This is a genomic window from Agrobacterium sp. MCAB5, assembly GCF_052114365.1.
Classification (GTDB): Bacteria; Pseudomonadota; Alphaproteobacteria; order Rhizobiales; family Rhizobiaceae; genus Agrobacterium; species Agrobacterium tumefaciens.
On record NZ_JBFREP010000042.1, the window covers coordinates 1 to 1,136 of the forward strand.

1 protein-coding gene is annotated in these 1,136 nt (G+C 64.5%); it reads right to left on the reverse strand.

What is annotated here, in order from left to right; translation table 11 throughout:
- Positions 1–1,136 (reverse strand): glycoside hydrolase family 3 protein (locus tag AB4Z23_RS27150; RefSeq protein ID WP_441361140.1); only part of this gene is annotated, 1,136 nt, incomplete at both ends.

A 1,136-nucleotide genomic window follows, 5' to 3' on the forward strand; every position in this document is an offset into this window, starting at 1 on the left:
GTCCAGCCCCGGCCGATCCTCCCCTTCGGTGCGCCATTCCTCGGCAAACAGAAAGACCATATCGGCATCGGCCACGGCCCTCACGGCCGCTGCGATATCGACGCCATCAAGGAAATCCACAGACGCCGCGCCCGCCTCGGCCCTGATCGCATGGAGGGGGGATGAGGGATGGTAGACCCTGGCCATCGGCACGCCCATGACTTCGACGCCCTCGAGCGACAGGCTACCCACAGGGGAGACGGCGGACGATCCGCCGCCTGCGAGTACGCCGACATCGGCGTGACGCCCGATCACGAGCAGTCGCCGAGCGCCCCTTGCAGCTGGCAGCATGCCATGCTCGTTCTTCAGAAGCACGATCCCGCGTTCTGCGGCACGCTGGGTGATCAGGCGATGCGCCATATAGTCGATATGACCATCCGGCGGCGCAGGCCGGTCGATCGCGCCGACGGCAAACAGGCTGCGCAACTGCCGGGCAACCATGTCGTCGATGCGCGTCTGGGGAACCTGACCAGCCGAGACGGCATCCCGCAAAGGTTGGGCAAAGAAGCGCTGCGGATCCAGATTGGCACCCGACTGGACGTCGAGGCCAGCAAGTGCCGCCTTTACGGTCGAATGGGTCGCGCCCCAGTCGGACATGACCCAGCCGGGATAGTGCCACTCGCCCTTGAGGACGGTCTGAATGAGGTACGTGTTCTCTGAGGCCCATTCGCCGTTGACAAGGTTATAGCCCGGCATCACGGCGCCAGGAGCGCCGATCTCGATAGCGATCTGGAAGGCAAGCAGATCGGACTCGTGCAGGGCATTGAGCGAGAGCACGGAGTTGGCGAGGACACGGCCGGTTTCCTGCGGGTTGACGGCAAAATGCTTGACGGTGGAAACCACACCCTGCGCCTGAATGCCTGCCACCGAATGTCCGGCAATGACGCCGGTCAGCAGGGGGTCTTCCGAGATATACTCAAAGTTACGGCCACCCCGTGGCTCGCGGATGATGTTTGCGCCGCCGGCCAGCTGGACATTGAAGCCTTTGGCGAAAGCCTCCCGGCCGACGAGCGCCCCGGTCTCGCGTGCCGTCTCCGGATCGAACGACGCGCCGAGCAACAGGGACGATGGAAGTGCCGTTGCATTGTCACCCGGCC